Annotated in this window: 19 protein-coding genes and 2 tRNA genes; 11 read left to right on the top strand and 10 right to left on the bottom strand. The window is 53.2% G+C overall.

All coding sequences use genetic code 11. The features are described from left to right. Nucleotides 1–142 precede the first annotated feature (142 nt). A complete protein-coding gene (gene ahpF / locus NDQ72_06810) occupies nt 143–1,699 on the top strand; it encodes an alkyl hydroperoxide reductase subunit F (GenBank protein ID WKD29646.1) in 1,557 nt (518 codons plus the stop codon). A 122-nt stretch (nt 1,700–1,821) separates the two neighbouring features. Here ahpF and moeB read toward each other — a convergent pair whose 3' ends face one another. From moeB to hemA, 5 genes are read right to left on the bottom strand one after another with little or no spacing between them, the layout of a single operon-like run. Continuing rightward, nucleotides 1,822–2,577 (bottom strand): molybdopterin-synthase adenylyltransferase MoeB, encoded by a 756-nt coding sequence (gene moeB, locus NDQ72_06805; GenBank protein WKD29645.1) that lies wholly within the window; start codon nt 2,575–2,577, stop codon nt 1,822–1,824. A 4-nt stretch (nt 2,578–2,581) separates the two neighbouring features. After that, on the bottom strand, nt 2,582–3,082 hold the full coding sequence (locus NDQ72_06800) for an Lrp/AsnC ligand binding domain-containing protein (protein WKD29644.1): 501 nt from the start codon (nt 3,080–3,082) through the stop codon (nt 2,582–2,584). A gap of 33 nt (nt 3,083–3,115) precedes the next feature. Beyond that, a complete protein-coding gene (gene prmC / locus NDQ72_06795; protein ID WKD29643.1) occupies nt 3,116–3,976 on the bottom strand; it encodes a peptide chain release factor N(5)-glutamine methyltransferase in 861 nt (286 codons plus the stop codon). Next, nucleotides 3,976–5,064: a peptide chain release factor 1 gene (gene prfA, locus NDQ72_06790; protein WKD29642.1), complete on the bottom strand. Its 1,089-nt coding sequence runs from the start codon at nt 5,062–5,064 to the stop codon at nt 3,976–3,978. The genes prmC and prfA overlap by 1 nt, the downstream gene beginning before the upstream one ends. Next, a complete protein-coding gene (gene hemA, locus NDQ72_06785; protein WKD29641.1) occupies nt 5,061–6,371 on the bottom strand; it encodes a glutamyl-tRNA reductase in 1,311 nt (436 codons plus the stop codon). The genes prfA and hemA overlap by 4 nt, the downstream gene beginning before the upstream one ends. A gap of 264 nt (nt 6,372–6,635) precedes the next feature. Between hemA and NDQ72_06780 the strand changes: the two genes are divergently transcribed. The 9 genes from NDQ72_06780 to NDQ72_06740 all read left to right on the top strand — a co-directional run bounded on the left by NDQ72_06780 (nt 6,636) and on the right by NDQ72_06740 (nt 13,973). Continuing rightward, nucleotides 6,636–8,429, top strand: coding sequence for a tetratricopeptide repeat protein (locus NDQ72_06780; GenBank protein ID WKD29640.1), 1,794 nt, complete (start codon nt 6,636–6,638; stop codon nt 8,427–8,429). A gap of 70 nt (nt 8,430–8,499) precedes the next feature. Further along, entirely contained in the window at nt 8,500–9,153 is a 654-nt protein-coding gene (lolB, locus tag NDQ72_06775; protein WKD29639.1) for a lipoprotein insertase outer membrane protein LolB, read from the top strand. A 17-nt stretch (nt 9,154–9,170) separates the two neighbouring features. After that, nucleotides 9,171–10,031: a 4-(cytidine 5'-diphospho)-2-C-methyl-D-erythritol kinase gene (ispE, locus tag NDQ72_06770; GenBank protein WKD29638.1), complete on the top strand. Its 861-nt coding sequence runs from the start codon at nt 9,171–9,173 to the stop codon at nt 10,029–10,031. 31 nt (nt 10,032–10,062) lie between these two features. Further along, nucleotides 10,063–10,137, top strand: a tRNA-Gln gene (locus tag NDQ72_06765). 58 nt (nt 10,138–10,195) lie between these two features. Next, nucleotides 10,196–11,137 (top strand): ribose-phosphate pyrophosphokinase, encoded by a 942-nt coding sequence (locus tag NDQ72_06760; GenBank protein ID WKD29637.1) that lies wholly within the window; start codon nt 10,196–10,198, stop codon nt 11,135–11,137. A gap of 96 nt (nt 11,138–11,233) precedes the next feature. After that, entirely contained in the window at nt 11,234–11,875 is a 642-nt protein-coding gene (locus NDQ72_06755; protein ID WKD29636.1) for a 50S ribosomal protein L25/general stress protein Ctc, read from the top strand. A 162-nt stretch (nt 11,876–12,037) separates the two neighbouring features. Further along, on the top strand, nt 12,038–12,619 hold the full coding sequence (pth, locus tag NDQ72_06750) for an aminoacyl-tRNA hydrolase (protein ID WKD29635.1): 582 nt from the start codon (nt 12,038–12,040) through the stop codon (nt 12,617–12,619). A gap of 108 nt (nt 12,620–12,727) precedes the next feature. Continuing rightward, nucleotides 12,728–13,819 (top strand): redox-regulated ATPase YchF, encoded by a 1,092-nt coding sequence (gene ychF, locus NDQ72_06745; protein ID WKD29634.1) that lies wholly within the window; start codon nt 12,728–12,730, stop codon nt 13,817–13,819. A 77-nt stretch (nt 13,820–13,896) separates the two neighbouring features. Next, nucleotides 13,897–13,973, top strand: a tRNA-Met gene (locus tag NDQ72_06740). 64 nt (nt 13,974–14,037) lie between these two features. Here the strand turns inward: NDQ72_06740 and NDQ72_06735 are convergent. Continuing rightward, nucleotides 14,038–15,342 carry a M18 family aminopeptidase gene (locus NDQ72_06735; GenBank protein WKD29633.1) on the bottom strand — a complete coding sequence of 435 codons (1,305 nt, stop codon included), beginning with the start codon at nt 15,340–15,342 and terminating at the stop codon, nt 14,038–14,040. Between the two features lie 138 nt (nt 15,343–15,480). Here NDQ72_06735 and NDQ72_06730 point away from each other — a divergent pair, with 138 nt between their 5' ends. Beyond that, the gene (locus tag NDQ72_06730; protein ID WKD29632.1) at nt 15,481–17,580 is read left to right on the top strand and encodes a carboxy terminal-processing peptidase; all 2,100 of its coding nucleotides are present in this window, start codon (nt 15,481–15,483) and stop codon (nt 17,578–17,580) included. 158 nt (nt 17,581–17,738) lie between these two features. Here NDQ72_06730 and NDQ72_06725 read toward each other — a convergent pair whose 3' ends face one another. The 4 genes from NDQ72_06725 to NDQ72_06710 all read right to left on the bottom strand — a co-directional run bounded on the left by NDQ72_06725 (nt 17,739) and on the right by NDQ72_06710 (nt 20,713). Beyond that, a complete protein-coding gene (locus NDQ72_06725) occupies nt 17,739–18,398 on the bottom strand; it encodes a potassium channel family protein (GenBank protein WKD29631.1) in 660 nt (219 codons plus the stop codon). Next, nucleotides 18,395–19,576, bottom strand: coding sequence for a low temperature requirement protein A (locus NDQ72_06720; GenBank protein WKD29630.1), 1,182 nt, complete (start codon nt 19,574–19,576; stop codon nt 18,395–18,397). Before NDQ72_06720 ends, NDQ72_06725 begins: the two co-directional genes overlap by 4 nt. 48 nt (nt 19,577–19,624) lie before the next feature. Further along, entirely contained in the window at nt 19,625–19,876 is a 252-nt protein-coding gene (locus tag NDQ72_06715) for a hypothetical protein (GenBank protein ID WKD29629.1), read from the bottom strand. 63 nt (nt 19,877–19,939) lie between these two features. After that, entirely contained in the window at nt 19,940–20,713 is a 774-nt protein-coding gene (locus NDQ72_06710; protein ID WKD29628.1) for an SDR family oxidoreductase, read from the bottom strand. Nucleotides 20,714–20,813 lie beyond the last annotated feature (100 nt).

The raw sequence follows: 20,813 nt of genomic DNA, 5'->3' as shown, positions 1-20,813 counted from the left end.
GTCCTTTTTTTGAGTACCCGTTTTTGAGTACCCGTGTTAACGCAACCATCGTTCTCCCTATCGCTGATGCTGCGGTCTTTCAACAGCAGCAAGCGTGTTAGGTTGAGAACTCATTACTGCTGACTGCGAGGAAGCCACTGTCATGCTGGACGCCAATTTAAAAAATCAGTTGAAAGCTTATTTAGAAAAAGTGACTCAACCGTTCGAGATCGTTGCGTCCCTCGATGACGGTGCCAAGTCACGTGAATTGCTTGGTTTGCTCGAAGACATCAGCGGCCTAAGCGACAAGATTACACTGCAAACTGACGGCCAAGATAATCGCACGCCGTCATTTGCCATTAACCGCCCCGGCGAAGAAACCGGTGTGGTGTTTGCGGGCATCCCGATGGGGCACGAGTTCACCTCGCTAGTGCTGGCACTGCTACAAGTGGGTGGGCATCCCCCAAAAACGTCCGAAGAACTACTAAATCAAATCAAAGCGCTCGACGGCGAAATGCTGTTCGAGACGTATTACTCGCTCTCCTGCCAGAACTGCCCAGATGTTGTTCAAGCGCTCAACTTGATGGCAATTTTCAACCCCAATATTCGCCACGTGGCCATTGATGGTGCCCTGTTCCAGGATGAAGTCGAAGCGCGGGAAGTTATGTCGGTTCCCAGCATCTATTTAAACGGTAAGCCGTTTGACCAGGGACGTATGACCTTAGAGCAGATTCTAGCCAAGGTTGATACGGGGGCAGCTGAACGAGAAGCGCAAAAACTTGGCGAAAAAGCCGCCTTTGACACGCTGGTAATTGGCGGTGGCCCTGCAGGTGCCTCAGCAGCAATCTACTCTGCCCGTAAAGGGATCAACACAGGCGTTGCTGCTGAGCGTTTCGGTGGACAGGTGGCAGACACCATGGGCATTGAAAACTTCATCTCCGTCAGCCATACCGAAGGCCCTAAACTGGTGAGCGCTCTGGAAGAGCATGTTAAAGAGTATGATGTTGACGTTATGAACCTTCAGCGCGCCACGTCGTTTAAAGCCGCTGAAAACGAAGGTGATTTACATGAAATAACCTTCGAGTCGGGCGCCAAGCTGAAGAGTAAAACGCTCGTCCTGGCAACCGGTGCGCGGTGGCGCGAGATGAATGTGCCTGGCGAACAACAGTACCGCAACAAAGGTGTTGCTTACTGCCCCCACTGCGATGGCCCGCTATTTAAAGGCAAGCGCGTAGCAGTGATTGGCGGAGGTAACTCTGGCGTTGAAGCCGCTATCGATCTGGCCGGTATTGTGGGCCACGTCACCCTAGTCGAGTTTATGGGTGAGATGCGTGCAGACGCCGTGCTACAGAAAAAGCTTAAGAGCTTGCCTAACGTCGACATTATCTTAAACGCTGAAACCACAGAAGTGACTGGCGACGGAAGCCGAGTTAACGGCTTAGCCTACAAAGACCGCAATACCGATGAGCTTAAAACCATCGCATTAGAAGGTATCTTTGTTCAAATTGGCTTAGTGCCTAATACCGAGTGGCTGAAAGGCTCACCAATTGAAATGACGCCACGCGGCGAAATCATTGTCGATGCCCATGGCATGACGTCGGTTCCAGGCGTATTTGCCGCAGGCGACGTGACTACCGTGCCATACAAGCAAATTATTATCGCCATGGGCGAGGGTGCAAAAGCATCACTGGGTGCATTTGACTATTTGATTCGCCACTAATCTGATTCGACATTAGCTAGCCTGCTGGGCGGATCCCCTGCCGCCCTTTAGGCTGTTTCCTTTGACGTAAAAGACCGTGACGTCACGCCCGCTGCCCTGCGGGCGTTTTTTTGTTCGTAGGGTTAATCAGTGTGCCCACACACTGAGCAAGCAGGATCACGCGGCACCTGGAAATGACGCCACTGCCCACTTAAGCCTTCAAAAGTGGCGAGCCCTTGATGCGGTTTTCCTGCGCCGCTCAACAGCTTAAAAGCTTCTATCGCTTGAAAACAGCCAATCAACCCCACCAGTGGCGCCATGACACCACTTTCGGCACAGCTCAAGGCTTCATCTTCGCTATCGCCAGGAGGATAAAGGCACGCATAACAGGGGCATGCCGAATCACGAGGATCAAAGACGGCTAACTGTCCAGAAAAACGAATTGCCGCTCCAGAGACCAGAGGCACACCGGCTTGCTGAGCAGCCGCGTTAATCGCATAACGGCTTGAAAAACGATCGGTGCAATCCAGCACCACATCTGCCGACGCTACCAGCACCTCGAGCGCCTGACCATCCGCATGTTGCTCCAAGGCGATCACATGGCACTCAGGGTTAAGTGCCTGCATGCTCGCTTTTGCTGAACGTGCCTTATTGGTGCCGATACTCGCCTGCTGGTGAGCAATCTGGCGCTGCAGGTTTGACAACTCTACCGTGTCAGCATCGGCAATCGTGATTTTGCCCACGCCAGCGGCCGCTAAGTAAAGCGCCACGGGAGACCCAAGCCCACCTGCACCGACAATCAGAGCATGAGCATTTCTCAGATGCTCCTGCCCCTCAATATCAACCTCGGGTAGCATAATTTGGCGGCTATAGCGCAGCAGCGCCTGATCATCCATCATGGGATTACTTATCCTCAAATTCCTCGAAATCGGGTATGTGTAAGTTGAAGCTCTCTTTCACTTCTTCCATTACCACATAGCTTTTGGACTCTTTTACCCCAGGCAGCGTCAGTACGACATCGCCTAGTAGCTGCCGATAGGCGGACATCTCAGGAATGCGGCATTTTAAAATATAATCAAACTGACCAGACACCAAGTGACACTCTTGGATTTGCGGCAGCTTCTCGACCGCCCGACGAAACTCATCAAACACAGCAGGGGATTGAGTTTCCAGGCTAATCTCCACAAAGACTAACAAGTTAGCTTTCAGTGCCTGCGGATCAAGAATGGCTTGATAACCGCGAATGATACCCGCACGCTCAAGGCGCTTAACACGCTCTAAACAAGGGGTTGTGGATAAGCCGACTTCAGCGGCAAGGTCAACATAGGAAATTCGCGCATTTTCCTGCAGACAGCGCAAAATTTTAAGATCGATCCGGTCCAGCGTTCTATTTTTTGGTTTCATGGCAGGATCCAATACTGATGAATCAGGCAGTTATTAAAGGTGACCCAGGGTAACCCGTTCATGACCTCCAACGTCTAGTACACTTTCAACGTTTTGGAAGCCAGCACGCACTAGCGCAGTGCGTACGTTGGCCGCTTGCGTATAACCATGCTCTAAGGCAAGCCAGCCACCATCGGAAAGATAGCCACGAGCGGTACAAATCAAATGCAGCAAATCCGCCATTCCGTCAGCATCAGCTACTAGTGCCGATAATGGCTCAAAGCGCACATCACCCAGGCGCAAATGTGGGTCGTCGGCAGCGATATAGGGCGGGTTACTAACAATAATATCGAATGCAACCGCTTGTGGGGGCTGAACAAACGCGCTAAACCAATCGCTAATTACGAACTGAGCATTGTCGATCTTCAGCGCTTGTGCATTGCGCGTTGCGAGCGCCACTGCTTCTGGGCGAATATCCGCCCCGATTACTTGCCAGTTAGGCTTCTCGCTGGCAAACGCAAGTGCAATAGCGCCAGTGCCGGTGCCAAGATCCAGCAATCTTCCTACCCTCGCCTTGGCACGCATCAGGACAGCCTCAACCAGGGTTTCGGTATCAGGACGTGGAATCAGCGTTTCTGGCGATGTCGCCAGCCGCAGTCCCCAAAATTCTCGTTCACCGGTCAGATAGGCAATTGGCGCCCCCTGGGCACGCGCAGCCACCAACGCATCAAATCGTGCTTGCTCCCAGAGGGGGCACTGACGATCTCCCCAGGTATACAGCCAAGTACGGTCATGCCCTGTTGCGTGACTGAGCAGCACCTCGGCATCAATTCTAGGGGAAGGCGAACCTAGCGCTTGCAGCCGAGTCGCCGCTCGTCGCAAAAGCGCATCGAACGTCACAACATCAAAACTCATTAGGCGTCCTGAAGGGCCGAAAGCTGCTCTGCTTGATATTCGTGAATGAGCGGTTCAATGACATCATCAAGCTGCTCACCTGTAATGACTTCCGTTAGTTTGTAGAGTGTCAGGTTAATACGGTGGTCGGTAATCCGGCCCTGAGGAAAATTGTAAGTACGGATTCGTTCACTGCGGTCCCCTGAGCCTACCAATGAGCGGCGAGCGTCTGCTTGCTCTTGGCGCTGCGAGTCAACCGCATTGCGTTTGAGTTTGGCTGCCAGCAACGACATCGCCTTTGCACGGTTTTTATGCTGACTACGCTCTTCCTGGCACTCCACCACCACGCCTGTAGGCAGGTGAGTAATACGAATAGCGGAATCTGTGGTGTTTACGTGCTGGCCGCCCGCGCCACTGGAACGATAGGTGTCAACGCGCAAATCCGCGGGGTTAATATCGATATCGCCCACGTCGTCTACCTCTGGCATGACTGCCACCGTGCAGGCGGACGTGTGTATCCGGCCTTGCGATTCCGTCGCGGGCACGCGCTGTACGCGGTGCGCACCAGACTCAAATTTCAAGCGTGCATAGACGCCGTCGCCTTTCACACGAGAAATAACTTCTTTGTAACCGCCCTGCTCACCGTGACTTGCGCTGACAACTTCAACGCGCCAGCCACGTTTTTCCGCATAACGTGAGTACATGCGAAACAGATCACCAGCAAAGATCGCAGCTTCATCCCCGCCCGTACCAGCACGCACTTCCAAGAACACGCCGCGGCCATCATCGGGGTCTTTAGGCACCAGCAGGCGTTTCAGCTCACTATCCAGGGCTTCGAGTTTCTCACGCCCCTCACTGATTTCCATTTCCGCCAGCTCGCGCATATCGGGGTCGCTGTCGCGACTTAACTGCACGGCTTCTTCGATGCTTTTTTCTACCTCGCCGTAGCGCTGCCAAGCGGCGACCAGCTCTTCTAATTCCGCGTACTCACGGGAGTAGTCACGAAAACGCTGCTGATTATTAATCACTTCAGGGTCAGACAGCAGCATTGCCAGCTCTTCAAAACGGTCGGAAAAGCTATCTAGACGTTGGCGCAAAGTCTCTTTCATGCGGGTGTATCATCCTTCTGGCATTTTACCGCGGCCACTGGTTGCTCAAAGGCAGGCTTAGCAGGCAGTAGTATATTGGGCGCGGCATTCAGCAACTCGTTATTTTCTTGGGATGCAGCGTCGCGCAAGGCAAGCGTGGGCTGATGCATTAACCGATTCGCCAATTGGTGAGCTAGACGTTCAATCACCTTGGCAGGATCTTCACCCTTGGCTAATCGCTCAAGCGCTTGCTCACGCGAATGGTCTCGAATGGCCTCTCCGTGACGTCGATAGTCGCGAATAATTTCGCCGCCATTGCGGATTCGACGCTCATGCTGCCAACTACCCACCCCGTGCTCGATGAGAGATTCAGCCTGATCAGCGGCAACTTGACGGTGACGACGATTCTCTTCAATGACCTCTTGCAAATCATCAACGGTATAAAGGAAGACATCGGCAAGCTCACCCACCTCTGGCTCGATATCACGGGGCACCGCGATATCCACCATAAACACTGGTCGGTGGCGGCGCTTTTTCAGCGCACGCTCTACCATCCCCTTCCCTAGAATCGGCAGCGGAGAAGCCGTGGAGGAGATGACAATATCGGCCTGCTCTAACGCCTCCGGTATTTCTGGCAGGGTAATAGCAGAACCACCCAGAGGGGCAGACACTAGCTCAGCGCGTTCCCGGGTACGATTGGCTACCGTTAGATGCCGCACGCCGGCTTCATGAAGATGACGCGCTACCAGTTCAATGGTTTCTCCCGCCCCGATTAAAAGCGCTCTGGCACGACTAAAGTCATCAAAAATACGGCTAGCCATACTGACAGCAGCATACGCCACCGACACTGGATTTTTGCCAATGCCCGTTTCCGTGCGCACCTGTTTGGCTACCGCGAAGGTGTGTTGGAATAACCGCTCCAATTCACCACCCAACCCATTGGCTTGGCGGGCCTGCTGATAAGCATCTTTTAACTGACCGAGTATTTGTGGTTCGCCCAGCACCATAGAGTCCAGGCCAACGGCGACACGCATCAGATGACGCGCAGCATCGTTGTCAAGATAATGATAGGCACAGCGGGAAAGGTCTTCGATGCGCAAATTATGAAAGCGCCCAAGCCAATCCAGCACGGCATGCTCACCGGCGGCATCCGTCACGCAATAAAGCTCGGTACGGTTACACGTCGAAAGCACAGCCGCTTCGCTGATTTGTGGCAGGTTACGCAGTTCCGTCAACGCGCTTTCCAGCTGCGTTGGCGTAAATGCAACCTGCTCACGTACGGCCACGCTGGCGGTACGATGATTTATTCCCAGGGCAAGAAGCGTCATGCGTTATGCGTCTTCGCTAGTGGATCGGTCGTCACGTCACTTGTCGATCTGAATGTCTGGAGCTTGCTATAGCAAGTCTATAAGGGTGGGTAGATACGATGAACTATTAGTAAATACTATGAGTAGATACCATGGATTGCACCACCCCACCCCGTTTTCAAGGTGTAATATTCTATCACAGCACAGCATGTTCTGGCGCACACCACTTTGCCGCAGGCAACCAAGCCGCTATGCTGAGCACTCGGCCACCTGATCGAGAGACGCATGCCCCTTCGAGCGACACTACTGGGTCACCCCCTATCGTTACCGGGTTTACCCTTACTGCCCTTGGCCACAACGCTACTACTGGGCGGCTGCCAGCTTTCCCCGTCTTCATTTGAGACCGGGGTTCAAAATGATGCTTATGATCCCATGCAATCAGCGCCGCCGATTACTCGCGGGCTGGATGCTGAGGGTCTTCGCTCGTTGCTGGCAGCAGAACTTGCTGGCCAACGGGGCGATTATCGCTACGCCAGCCAAGGCTATCTGGAAGCGTCACGGCGCTATCGCAACCCCGCGTTAGCCGAGCGCGCTACCTTTGCAGCACGCTTTGGCAATGATGTCGCTTTAATGGAAGCCTCCGCGATACGCTGGCGTGAATTAGCACCTCAAGCAGAAATGCCGAATAGGTTGCTGGCAACACTTTCATTACAGCGCGGAGACTGGCTGGACAGCTTAGAGCAGCGTCTGGCGATCGCTGAAGCAGGAGGCAATGGCGAAATAGCGGCTTTTTCAGAGGCGGCGGTGGCCGAAGAAGCGCCACTGAACCTATTAATCCAGCCATTGCGCGATTATCTTGCCCAGCCTGGCGCCCAGCAAAATGAATTCCACAGCGATGTTTTACTTGGCGCCGCACTGATTGAGTCCGCACTGGGGCAAACGCGTCAAGCGCAACAGTATCTGGATCAAGTAACGCAGCTATCGCCTGAATCTGCCGCTTTGTGGCTTGCTAAGGCGCGCCTAGCATTAGAGACGGGAGATCATCGTGGTGCTCAGCGCGCTGCGCAAAGGGGGCTGGATTTAGCACCCGACGATGTCCGTTTCATATTAATGTTAGCCCAAGCTGAAATTCGCCTGAATAATATTACCGCTGCGGAAGCACACACCAATACGTTGCTAGAAACCCATGGTGGTAACGAAGAATTACGCATTGCTCTCGCCCAACTCTATTTGGAAGAAGGCCATAGCGAGCCAGCATATCGATTACTGCAACCTCTGATTGGTCAGGACCGCGTACCTAACACTGCCTACTTCTTATTGGGAGCCATTGCCCAGTCTCAAGGAGAAGTCGATAACGCGCTGCTTTATTATCGGCAAGTACAAGACGGCAACGAATTCCTTCCGGCCCGAGCCGCCGCGGCACGTATGCTGATTGAAAATGATCGCCTGCTAGATGCTCGCGCTATGCTGCGTGTTGAGCGAATGCGCCATGACGACTACTTCGGTGAGCTGGTAATGCTAGAAATACAGCTACTGGATGAATTTAATCTGCAAGAAGATGCCATGGCGCTACTCGATAGAGAGCTGGCTCGTACGCCAGATGACACCAGCCTGCTTTATTTAAGGGCAATGCGCGCATGGGAAATGGGCGATGTTGAAGCGATGGAGCGCGACCTGCGCCAAATACTACATACCGAACCTGATAATGCAGATGCATTAAACGCATTAGGCTACACGCTTGCCGACTTGAACCTCCAGGGGCGCCTTGAAGAAGCACGCGATTTGATTGAGCGTGCCTATGAAGCAGATCCCAGCAACCCTGCCATACTCGACAGCATGGGCTGGGTCTATTTTCGGCTCGGCCAGCCTGACAATGCACTTGCGTGGTTAGAGAGCGCCTACGCACAAGTACCTGATCAAGAAATTGCCGCTCATTTAGCCGAGGTTCTTCATGCCCTAGGGCGCAGCGAAGAAGCACGCCAGCTTATTGAGCGCATTCTTCAGCGGGCAAGCTATCACCCGCAAATTGATGACTTACTTGAGCGCCACCCTGAACTAACACCGTTAAGCGCGCCCTAACATGGCATGCCCTTATAAAAGCATGCCCTTATAAAAGACAGTTTACGCAGTACTGACATGGAGCCAGTTTATGTTGACCAATTCCCTGCCCGCGAGCCGTTTATCAATCTGCAGTCGCTCAACTCGCTTGTTACTGGCCGGCATTGCCCTGTTAACGTTGGCGGGGTGCGCCACCCAAGCGCCTGTAGACGATGGCGGACGCCAGGCTGGGCAATGGGAACGCCAGCAAGCCAACGTTGAAGCCTTCGATACCTGGACTCTCGTGGGCAAAGCAGGACTTCGCACTCCCCAGGAAAATACCAGCGCCAATCTAGACTGGAATCAACATCCCCACTATTTCCGCATGCTGATCAGTGGCCCCTTTGGCGGCGGGCGCAGTGTGCTAGAAGGTCGTGAAGGGCGCTTTTCGCTAACCACTAGCGATGGTCGCTTTGAAGCCGAGACGCCGGAAGCATTAATGGAAGAGCAACTTGGTTGGTCATTGCCGGTTCGCGCCATGCCTGACTGGGTGCGAGGCCTGCCGGGCGAGCACGCCAGCTACCAGTTGGAATCAGACGAACTCGGCTTCCCTAACCACTTACAGCAAGATGGCTGGGAGATCGACTACCGTGATTGGGAGCAAGTAGAGGGCATGTGGCTACCGCGTCGACTAGTGATGAACTATGGTGACCTGCGCATCACCCTGGTGGTCAATCAGTGGCAATCCACTAACTCGGACTCCTAGATCAGTAGAGAGATCACATGCCTGCAACACCCTCGGCGTTGACACTACCTGCTCCCGCTAAGCTAAACCGCATGTTGCATATCGTAGGCCGTCGTCAAGACGGCTATCACGAGCTGCAAACGCTTTTTCAGTTTATCGATTTGTGTGATTACCTTACCTTCACGCCACGCACTGACAGCACCATTACACTTTCCAACACGCTTAGTGGCGTTGCCCATAACGACAATTTAATTGTCCGCGCAGCACACCTATTGCAACAGGCAAGCGGCATTCAGCAAGGCGTCTCAGTCGCCATCGAAAAGAATCTGCCGATGGGAGGCGGTCTTGGCGGTGGCAGCTCTAATGCAGCGACCACCCTGGTCGGGTTGAATCACCTGTGGCAACTGGGACTAAGTAGCGAAGCGCTTGCAAAACTAGGGCTGACGCTAGGTGCCGATGTCCCAGTATTCGTTCACGGTCACAGCGCTTGGGCGGAAGGCGTTGGCGAAAAGCTGACTTCAGTCACGCTAGATACGCCCTGGTTCGTGGTCATCCATCCAGGCGTTAGCGTCTCAACACCAGCAATCTTCCAAGACCCGGAATTGACACGCGACAGCCTCCCCATTACTATGGCGCGCGCACTGCAGGGGGGAGCGCCGGAGTGGCGTAACGACTGCGAAGCTATCGTCAAAAAACGCTATCCGCCAATTGCGGAAGCATTGGACTGGCTCACGCAGCATGCACCTAGTCGGTTGACCGGTACCGGCGCCTGCTTGTTTGCGGCTTTCGATTCACAGCAAGCCGCGCAAGCCGTCGCACATATGGCAGGTCAACATTGGCATTCATGGGTAGCGCGCGGACTCAACACCTCTCCCCTACAAGATGCTCTGGGCCGCTGAAAGCGCCCGGTCATCGCATTAGGTTTATTGCTGGGGTATCGCCAAGTGGTAAGGCACCGGTTTTTGGTATCGGCATTCCCAGGTTCGAATCCTGGTACCCCAGCCAACCTAATTATGATCTGCGTTTTCTCCCCTGATCCCCAACACTGCAAAGGTGGCTGCGCGTGTCAAAATTGATGGTTTTCACCGGGAATGCCAATCCCGAACTCGCTCAAAAGATTGCCGAGAGCTTAGACAGCCGTATGGGTAATGCTACGGTCGGTCAATTTAGCGACGGCGAAATCGCGGTCGAGATCAATGAGAACGTGCGTGGTAAGGATGTGTTCATCCTGCAATCCACCTGTGCCCCCACGAACGATAACCTGATGGAACTGATTCTGATGGTGGACGCCCTGCGTCGCGCCTCAGCTGCCCGTATTACGGCAGTCGTTCCCTATTTTGGCTATGCACGCCAGGATCGTCGCGTCCGCTCAGCCCGCGTTCCCATCTCAGCAAAAGTTGTGGCTGATATGATGGTGAAAGCTGGCGTTGATCGCGTCATGACGATGGATCTGCACGCTGACCAAATTCAAGGTTTCTTCGACGTACCGGTTGACAACGTTTACGGCTCACCCATTTTGCTGGACGACATCGAGCGCCAGAACTACGACGACCTCGTAGTGGTTTCTCCCGATGTCGGCGGCGTTGTGCGCGCTCGCGCTATCGCCAAACAGCTTAACGCTGATCTTGCCATTATTGATAAGCGTCGCCCCCAGGCCAATCAGGCTCAAGTGATGCACATCATCGGTGAAATCGAAGGCCGCACCTGTGTGGTTGTCGATGACATGATCGATACCGCTGGCACGCTCTGCAAAGCCGGCGAAGCGTTAAAAGATCACGGCGCAGCACGCGTTGTCGCTTATGCAACACACCCGATTTTGTCCGGCCCTGCGGTCGACAACATCACCAACTCGGTGCTGGACGAGGTTGTCGTGACCGACACCATTCCGCTTTCCGACACTGCCCGTCGCAGCGGAAAAATTCGCCAGCTGAGCGTTGCCGGACTCATCGCGGAAGCCATCCGTCGAGTCAGCAACGAAGAATCCGTTAGCGCGATGTTCCATTAATCGCCTGACGTAGTAGCCCCCTACTGGGGCCCTGGAAGCGTCGTCGTCTGGTCGCGGTCGGCGGCGTTTCCTTACTTAAACTAAGAGGCAAATTCCATGTCTGATTTTATCCTGAAAGCCAGCGTTCGTAACGACCTGGGGAAAGGTGCGAGCCGCCGCCTGCGTCGTGCGAACCAACAAGTTCCGGCCGTTATTTACGGCGGTGAGAAAGGCGCTCAGTCTATCTCTGTAGAAAAAACTGCTTTCTACAAAGCGATTGAAGACGAGTCCTTCTTCTCCTCAGTGATCAAGCTGGTCATCGACGGCGCTGAAGAGCAAGTGGTTGTTCGTGACCTACAGCGTCACCCGTTCAAGCCACTGCTCACCCACGCCGACTTCCTGCGTGTTGATGCCACTCACGAAATCACCATGAACGTGCCGCTGCACGTCGTTGGCGAAGAGACGTGTGTCGGCATCAAAGACCAAGGCGGCGAACTGCACGTCCTGGCCAATGAAGTAGCCATTAGCTGCTTGCCGAAAGATCTTCCGGACTTCTTGGAAGTGGACATCAGCGCCATTGAGCTAGGCACTACGCTTCACTTGTCTGACCTGAACCTACCTGCTGGCGTCACGTCGGTTGATCTGGCCCATGGCGAAGATCACGACAACGCGGTTCTAAGCATTACCAAAGTAAAAGTACGCGGCGGTGATGACGAAGAGAGCGAAGGTGAAGGCGAAGAAGAGTCCAGCGCTGAGTAAAGCGCTAGCTCTCGGCGCTGCCAGCTGATGCTTTTCAGTGCCACCTGGGTCATGCCTGCATGGCCTAGGAATGATAAAATCAAGCGCTTCGGCGCTTGATTTTTTTTTGCGGCCTGACATGACGTCGAAAATTTCGTCTAGAAATTTTTATGAGGTGGGACAATGAGCCAGGTAACGGCCATTATTGGCCTGGGAAACCCCGGTGCAGAATACGATGCAACTCGCCATAATGCGGGCTTTTGGCTGGTAGACGCCATTGCTCGCAGTGCGCACACAGAGCTTCGCTCGGAAAAGAAATTTTTGGGCCTGTACGCCAAAGCACGTGTTGGCGACCATGAACTGCACCTTCTCAATCCCACTACTTTTATGAATCGTAGCGGTGCTGCCGTTGCAGCACTTGCACAGTTTTTCAAACTAACGCCTGACAATTTACTGGTTGCTCATGATGAGCTAGACCTTCCCCCAGGACAGGCACGCTACAAGACCGGCGGTGGCCATGGCGGTCATAACGGCCTGCGAGACATCATTAGCGCCTTAGGCAACCAGAAGCAGTTTCATCGGGTAAGAATTGGCATTGGCCACCCAGGAGAAGCACGTCAGGTCGTTAACTATGTGCTAGGCCGACCCGGCAAAGCCGAACGGGAAGCCATTGAAAGCGCTTTGGATGAGTGTCTGGCTACACTACCACTTGCACTCTCTGGCGACTGGGCTAAAGCCATGAACCGCCTTCATAGCGTAAAATAGCAGCACACTTTATAAACACCCTTAGAATCAGGCGTTCCAGCACGCCTTTTTTTCAATATTGGCAGACGCTTCCCTTGTTGCGCTGCCCTAGCGGCCAGGAAGTAATTTATGGGCTTTAACTGCGGTATCGTCGGCCTACCTAATGTAGGCAAATCCACGCTTTTTAATGCGCTGACCAAATCAGGTATTGATGCAGAAAACTTCCCATTCTGCACCATTGAGCCGAACGTAGGCATCGTACCAATGCCAGACCCGCGACTTGATAAGCTTGCGGAGATCGTCAAGCCACAAAAAGTGCTGCCGACAACAATGGAATTTGTCGATATCGCAGGCTTAGTCGCCGGAGCATCCAAAGGCGAAGGCTTGGGCAACAAGTTCTTGGCCAATATTCGCGAAACCCAGGCGATCGCCCATGTCGTACGCTGCTTTGATAACGACAACGTAATCCACGTTGCCAACCAAGTGGACCCACGGGCAGATATTGAAACCATCAACCTGGAACTGGCACTTGCCGACCTGGATACCGTTGAAAAAGCCAGCCAACGCCTCGTTCGTGCAGTGAAAGGCGGCGACAAAGATGCCACCGCCACCAAGGCCATTCTTGACCGCATTCAGCCACACCTCGCTGAAGGTATGCCGCTGCGCAGTTTTGGTCTTGATGACGATGAGAAGCGCCAGATTAAGAGCTTTGGCTTCTTAACGCTCAAGCCCACCATGTACATTGCCAACGTTAACGAAGATGGCTTCGAGAACAATCCCTACCTAGACATCGTTAATGAGATTGCGGCAGAAGAAGGCGCCGCAGTGGTGCCGGTATGCAACCAGCTAGAAGCTGAGATTGCCGAGCTGGATGACGAAGAGCGCAGCATGTTCCTATCAGAAATGGGCATGGAAGAACCAGGGCTTGATCGCGTCATTCGTGCAGGCTATGCCCTGCTTGGCCTACAAACATATTTCACCGCTGGCGTTAAAGAAGTCCGCGCCTGGACAGTAAAAGAAGGCGCCAGCGCCCCTGAAGCCGCTGGCGTGATTCACACCGATTTCCAGAAAGGTTTTATCCGCGCGGAAGTGGTTGCTTACGAAGACTTTGTCGCACTCAATGGCGAGCAAGGGGCTAAAGATGCTGGCAAATGGCGCTTAGAAGGTAAGGATTACATCGTTAAAGATGGCGATGTTATTCATTTCCGTTTTAACGTCTGACCAGCTGCCGCTTGATAAACAAAAAAGAAACACTTGACGAACGGCGGGCTACTGAGTAATATTCGCCCCCGTTGAATGGCTACGTAGCTCAGCTGGTTAGAGCACATCACTCATAATGATGGGGTCCCCTGTTCAAATCAGGGCGTAGCCACCACACGAATATTAAAAGCCCGCTGACTCAGTTAGCGGGCTTTTTTCGTTATTGACCAGCAATGTACTCAGCACAACTCAGAACGATTCAAAAACACCGTCAACGCTCGGGTCAAATAATCAACATCGCGTGTTCCTGCTGTTTCACGTACAGAATGCATTGCCCACTGGGGAAGCCCTACATCAATCGTCGGCACCCCCACCTCAGTCGCCGTAATCGGTCCAATAGTGCTACCACACCCCATATCTGAACGAGTAACAAACGACTGCACGGGCACATCGGCCTCACGACACACATCCCGAAACAGCGCCCCCGTTACACTGTTAGTGGCATAACGCTGATTAGCATTTACCTTAATAACTGGACCACCATTGATAGCAGGGCCATGACGTTCATCGTGTTTATCTTGGAAATTAGGGTGTAAAGCGTGAGCGTTATCGCATGAAATCATAAGCGATGACTGAATCAACTGGATCAGCGATTCTTCAGTCGCACCACCTACTTGGGCATTTAAACGCTTCAGTACATCACCCAAGAAAGGTCCCTGAGCACCGCAGGCGCTGGCACTACCCACCTCTTCATGGTCGTTGGCCACCAGCAAGGCTCCCTGACTAGCATCACACGCTAGCATCGCCTCGAGTCCCACAAAACACGACAACAAGTTGTCTAGCCGCGCACTGGCGACCAACTCCTGACGCAACCCTACCAACGATGGCGGCTGTACGTCATAAAACCCCAACTCAAAGTCAACAACTTCCACAGCACGTAAGCCATGCTGCTCTTCCAACCAATCAGCCAATAAGTCGCTAAGCTGCGCGCTATCACTCTGCATCACAACAGGCGACATTTGCGTTTGCGGGTTAATAACACGTCCAGCATTAACATCGCGGTCTAAATGAATCGCCAAACTAGGCACCATGGCAATCGGCCGGTCCACATTTAGTAGCACACTTTCTAAATGACCATCGGCGTGACGTACATGCACACGCCCTGCCAACCCCAAGTCGCGATCAAACCACGGGGCTAACAACACACCACCATATACTTGCACCCCCAACTGCATCCATCCCGCGGCATACTGGGTGGCGTTGGGCTTTAAACGCAGCCCTGGGCTGTCCGTGTGCGCACCTAACATGCGCAGGCTGGTTAACTTATCAGCAGGCAGTTGAAATGCAATCACTGACGAATCATTGCGCGTCACGTAATAACGCTTGCCCGGCTCAAGCTGCCAGTTAGCCGTCTCTTCAAGACGCACAAAGCCCGCCTGCTCCAAACGCTCCGCCATACAGCGAGTCGCATGCCAGGGCGTAGGCGATTGGTGCAGAAAATCACATAGCCGCGTTACACGGTCCGCGTTGAAAGCTTCGGACATAGAAATCCTCATAACAGTAATGATTGAGTATCACAGGGTAAATGACCTGCTACAATGCTCCCTCGGCCTACGCAACTCATAGGCTATCTGCGGGTCTAGGGAAGAATAAGTGTACACAAATCCGGGAGAGCTTGACTGATGAGCTTGTTTGCAACGTTTTCGCGCTCGGTCGCCCTTGCTGTGATGCTGGTCATTGCCAGCCCAGCAGCGCTGGCGCAACTTGAGCCGACCGACGAACAACGCCAAGCGGCAGAGGAAATAGCGGACTCACTCCGCTATGGGCATTATGCCGATATTAACTTCGACGAGCAGTGGTCAGCGGAAGCTTTCCAACGCTATCTAGACATTCTGGACGGCCAACGCTCCTACCTATTGAACCGCGATATAGAGCCTTACCGCCATTTAGAGCGCGACATGGCTGAAGCACTTTTCGATGGTGATCTTGACGATGCATTTGCACTTTATAATCGTCTCAGCGAACGCCACACTGCCCGCCTAGAGTGGTTGCTAGAACGCCTTGATGAAGGCCTTTCATTCGAATTCGATAGCGACGAGCGCTTAGAAGTCGATCGCGAAGATGCACCATGGGCAACCCGCGAAAGTGAATTAGACGAACTATGGCGTAAACGACTCAAAAACGATGCACTGACGCTTGCTCTAACCGACCAAAATAACGAGCAGATAGAAAGCAATCTACGCCAGCGCTATGAAGGGCAACTATCCCGCTTACGTCAGTCAGAGTCTGAGGACGTCTTTGGGTTAATCATGGCGGCAGCCTCCGGCACTATCGACCCTCACACCAGCTACCTCTCCCCTCGCCAAAGCGAATCGTTTGATATTCAAATGAGCCTTTCACTTGAAGGTATCGGCGCACTACTTCAAGCCGATGGCGAATACGTCAAGGTCGCCAGCCTGGTTCCCGGTGGCCCTGCCGATCGAGCGGGCGTACTTGAGCCCGCCGACCGCATTATCGCCGTGGGCCAAGAAGAAGGCGGCATGGTCAATGTGGTAGGCATGCGCCTGGACAACGTCGTCGACCTGATTCGCGGCCCTAAAGGCTCCGTTGTACGTCTGGACGTGGTGCCTGCCCAAGCAGTGGACATGACCCGCTCTCAAATTGTTGAAATTACTCGCGATACCGTCAGCCTGGAAGATCAGGCAGCGCATAGCGAAGTGATAAACATTGAGCGAGACGGCCAACCTCATCGCATTGGCGTAATTGACGTTCCGACGTTCTACGTCGACTTCGATGCCTGGCAAGCCGGTGAAGATGAGTATCGCAGCACCACCCGCGACGTCGCTCGAGAAATTGAAAGTCTCAAGAAAGAAGGCATTGAAGGTATTGTCCTAGATCTTCGTAACAATGGCGGTGGCGCACTTCAAGAAGCCAACTCCTTGATAGGCCTGTTTATTGACCGAGGCCCCACCGTACAGGTTCGCGATGCTCAAGGCCGCATTCAGCTCTACGGCGACACCGACGCAGGCACGACTTACGACGGGCCACTCACCGTACTGGTTAACCGTCTTTCCGCTTCAGCATCGGAGATTTTTGCTGGCGCTATTCAAGATTATGGCCGTGGCATAGTGGTAGGCGCCCCCACCTTTGGCAAAGGCACTGTGCAAACGCTCAATGATCTTAGTCATGGTCAAATCAAGCTTACCCGTGCCAAGTTTTACCGCATTTCAGGTGATAGCACCCAAAACCGCGGTGTTGAGCCCGACATTATATTCCCCAGCCTGATTGACCCTGAACGCATTGGTGAAAGCAGTCTAGATAATGCTCTTGCTTGGGATACCGTGCAGAACGTTCAGTACCGCCGCTACGGCGCTCCGGAGAACAGCCTCGCTGCCCTGACCTCTCAACACCAAGAACGTGCCAATGAGAATCCTAACTTCCGCTATCTAGAGCGCCAGTCCACTCTGGCTCGCCAGCTACGCGAACAGCACACCAGCGTTAGCCTGAACCGCGAACAGCGTCAACGAGAGCTAGAAGCTCAAGAAGCTGAACAGCTTTCGCTTGAAAACCAACGCCGTCGCGCCTTAAACCTGCCAGAGCTGGATGAGTGGATGGATGCGCGCAGTGATAACTCGCAGTCCGAAGGTAGTGATGCAGACGCTGCCAACGAGGAGGATAAGGATGAAGACATGCCGGTTGATCGCGCCCATGTACTAGAAGCCGCCGAAATCTTACTCGACTACGCCCACCTCCAGGGCGCACAGCGCATGGCGAAATACTGAGACCCCACCAATGAATGTACCAGTCCATTTTCTGGACTGGTACATTCACACATACTCTTCAAAAAGCTTCTTGAGACGGCTTCTGAGTAGATATTACGCTACCCTTGTTGCGCCAAAACTCTCTTTAAAACCCTCTTTGCCGAAGCACTGACTGTCAGCTATTTTGGCTGTGTGCTCGTCTGAAGGCCCACCAGGCGCGACAGCAGGATCACCGTATATAGCACGCCAATCATTGCCTCGAAGATCGCAAACGACTGGGCGTAGAACCCTTGCGGGGTAATATCACCGTAGCCCACTGTTGTTAGCGTGACATAACTATAATAAAACAGTTGCTGCCAGCTGATCGGTACCCCTGACGACACTACAAAAGAGCCTGGCGCGATCCACTCAATTAGCGAAAAAATTGCAGTAAAGCCTGATCCAATCACCAGATATATCGAAGCGGCAGCCACTAGCACATCGGACATCATCTCTGTCGCGCGGAAGATATAAAGTGCCAGCACTACGCCGATGACAAGATGGTAGGCGATGGAGGTGAGATAAACCGCCAGAGTGGTATAAGCACCGGGAGTATAGGAGTTCGCCAGTCCAGCCACGATCACAGCCGCTCCACTGACAACCGCCAGCGCGCGCAAGCGGCGGTCAGCCAACAGCAAGAAGGTCGCTACGACGAAGATAGAGCCATAAAAAAGATAAAACAGCGCAGGCCAAACACCCTCCGCACCCGATAATGGATAGGTCAAATTGTGCAACAAAATTGCCACTAAAAGGCCAATTGTTACCCGCAAACCGCCAAGCCGAGAGGGAGCACTAGTCATACTGCCGCCCCTTCGCGATGAGCGGTTGCTGCCAGGGTGATCATCACGACCAACACCCCGCCTCCTAACCACAGGCCATTAAGATGCATTGTTAATACCAGCCAGGCCCAAGCCGCAAGAGCTACCCCGGCAAGCAGATAGCAGACGGGCAGTTTCGAGGCCATGGTGCGATGAAACATTGCCGATCCCACCAAAAAGATCGTTGGACCAGCGAAAGCGAACAACGCCGTTGGGGCATGAATGGCATCATGCGGATGGGCAACAATCAGCTCGATAGCGACAGCCACCACAATAGCACCGCAGACCATCACTCCATGGGCATAGGCCAGGCCCGCCCGAGCCAGCCGCGTATGATCAGCCGCATGTTCAAAGCTGTGCTCGCCTGCTTCAGCAAGATGCACGAAATAGATCCACCATAGTGTAATAATCAATAAAAAGCCGATAGCCGCAGCAGCGATGACACCCGCCCCCAAAGATTGACTAACGAGCAAGCCTCCCAAAAGCAGGATGGATTCACCAAGCGCAATAATGAAGACTTGCTGGTTACGCTCCAAAAGATGCAGGCCGCGCAAAGGCCAGCTATCCATTGGCGTGGCTCCTTTACCAGGTAACCAAAAACCAGCATAGGGCGCGGAATAGTCGATGACTACAGCGATGATCCACAACTCTAATCTAGCGCTTGGAAACACAACGCCAGCAATCCAGAACACGCCCGAGATCGCACTCCATGCGCAAAGCTGTGCATAGTTTCGCCCCATCTGTTCGCCACGAAAAACGATGGACATATAGCCCGCGCGTATCAGCGCCATGGCAACATAAGCACCCACGAAAAGGCCTGCACGAGAGGAGAAAGCATGCGGGATCGCAATCGCCATTAGCAGTGCGCAAGCCATGAGCACAATCATCAGAACGCGCCCACTGGCATGATCCGGGTCAAGCCAGTTGGTCGCCCATGACGTGTAATTCCACGCCCACCACGCCGCCGCAAAAAGCGTAACGGCCTCAAGCGCGCCTACCCAATTGTCGTGGGCTAATAGGAAATGCGAAAGCTGAATAATTGCAAATACATAGACCAGGTCGAAGAACAGCTCAACATTGGTCACACGCGGAGTTTCGCCCGGACCAATATTGCGCAACGCAGCCTTTGGCGCGAGATTGTGAAAAATTGTTGCTTTCATGAAACATTCCCTCTATATTCAATAGCAGCAATTCGCGGCGCTCCTCCCTCAGTTTCTCCGCGACCACAAAATAGCAACCAGCGCAGGTACAGTAAAAACGATCAACAAGAACGGCAGCTCCTGCATTACGCTGTAGCCCGCCTGACTGACACCAATCCACATATTGGTAGCAGTACAAATTAACCAGACTACGAGATAAGCAGGCAGAAGCCGCGCGAATCGGATTGAAGCAATACGAGCAAAGACGACAAAAACCGCCAGCAATACCAATCCAGCGAGGATGATCATAACCGTATGCATGAAACGTCTCCTTTGAATCTAAAAAGGTAGCCAGCGGCGATGTTCGTCAGCCCCCAAATAAATTTATTTGGTGGTATAGCCACCATTGACAAGTATTGTCTGACCCGTCATCCACCAACCATCAGATACCATGAAGAGAATCCAAGGGGCGATGTCTTCAATATCAGTCAGACCGGTTTTTGAGAAAGGCGAAAGTGCTGCAGCTGTCTTATGGTAGGCAACCGCATCCTCTCCTTCAGCAGGGTAAAAGAAAGGCGTATCCATCGGCCCTGGCCCAATCGCAGTAACAGAAATACCCCGCTCCCCAAGCTCTTTTGATGCCGCCCGAGTAAAGTGCTCGACGGGCGCTTTTAACCCTTCATAAGCCGCATAAAATGGCGTGTAAGCCCCTAGGAGCGATGTCACTAGGGTACAGATCTTACCATGATCGTTAACGTAGTTACCTGCCTCCTTCAGGAAAAAGAACGCCGCCTTAACATTGACTGCGCACGACTGATCAAAAGCCTCTTCGGTCACTTCTGCCATTGGCCGCTTAACCACCATACCAACGGTATTGATGGCAATATCGGGCCTACCCACTGCGGCAACGGTATCTTGAAAGAGTTTTTCCATGGCTGCCGCACTAGTGAGATCAGCCTGGAATGCGACCGCCTCGGCTCCTGCCGCCCGAATTGATGCCAGGGTTTGCTCAGCAGCCTGCTTAGCAGAATCACTGTTGTAGTGAATCGCTACAGCTTTGGCCCCCGCTTTTGCAAATTCTTGCGCGAGCAAGCCACCTAAGTTCTTCGCACCACCAGCGATCAGAACTACTTTACCTTCAATACTATTATTAGACATCGCTCATCCCTCACGTTAAGTATCATCACCGTTCAGCAGAACGGCTTACGGATAAGATGACGCGTTGTGTGATCATGATAAACATGCGAATATCGACAAG

The organism is Halomonas sp. KG2 (assembly GCA_030440445.1).
Lineage (GTDB): Bacteria > Pseudomonadota > Gammaproteobacteria > Pseudomonadales > Halomonadaceae > Vreelandella.
Note: the sequence above shows the minus strand (reverse complement) of the source record. Positions and strands in the feature narration are given on the sequence as shown.